Origin of the sequence: Oceanobacillus salinisoli (assembly GCF_009733865.1) — a bacterium.
GTDB lineage: Bacteria > Bacillota > Bacilli > Bacillales > Amphibacillaceae > Oceanobacillus > Oceanobacillus salinisoli.
Genome location: NZ_WOFB01000070.1, coordinates 1 through 843, shown reverse-complemented (window position 1 = coordinate 843; position 843 = coordinate 1). Strand labels below are relative to the sequence as shown.

The 843-nt window shown below is 29.9% G+C and carries 1 pseudogene; it reads left to right on the top strand.

The features are described 5' to 3' along the window. Positions 1-114 precede the first annotated feature (114 nt). Positions 115-798: pseudogene (locus GMJ66_RS20325) on the top strand (HAD family hydrolase). Positions 799-843: the final 45 nt, after the last annotated feature.

The window sequence follows — 843 nt, the reverse complement described above, 5'->3', positions numbered from 1 at the left end:
TAGTGTTGAAGGATAGAGGTATTGTGCTAACGGGGCAGTTTAGTGTAAGAAGGATTTTAACATATAAACAAAGAAAGCAAAATTTATAATCTATTTTTTAAGGGGGAGATTACTATTATAAAAGCTGTTGTATTTGACTTAGATGGAACTTTGTTAAACCGAGATGTGTCAGTAAAGATTTTTATTGAAAAGCCAATACCAACGATTAAATAAATGGTTAAATCATATTCCAAAGGATATATACATAACAAGATTTATTAAACTTGATAATAGGGGTTATGTTTGGAAGGATAAAGTGTACCAACAGTTAGTGGATGAATTGATATAACAGGTTTGACGTGGGATGAATTGCTTCAAGACTATATCAAGCAATTTAAAGATAGTTGTATTCCTTTTTCTAAACTCATTAGTATGTTAGAAGAATTAAAGCATAATAATATTGTTCTTGGAATGATTACTAATGGAAAAGGGAAATTCCAAATGGATAATATTAAGGCTTTAGGTATTGAAAAATACTTTCAAACAATTCTTATATCTGAATGGGAGGGAATAAAAAAGCCTGAACCGCAGATATTCCTTAAAGCCTTAGATAAACTTAATGTTTTACCATCCGAAAGTATATTTGTTGGCGATCATCCAGAAAAAGATGTAAAAGCTGCTCAAAATGTAGGTATGAAAGGTATTTGGAAAAAAGACTATCAATGGAATAACGTAAAAGCAGATTTTATAGTGGAAAATTTGACAGAAATCCCTTTAATTGTAGAAAAATTAGGCAATCAAAATATAAAATCTTACTAAGCTATCGGGTGCAAGAGTTAAACAAGGTGATCATAGAATTTGATT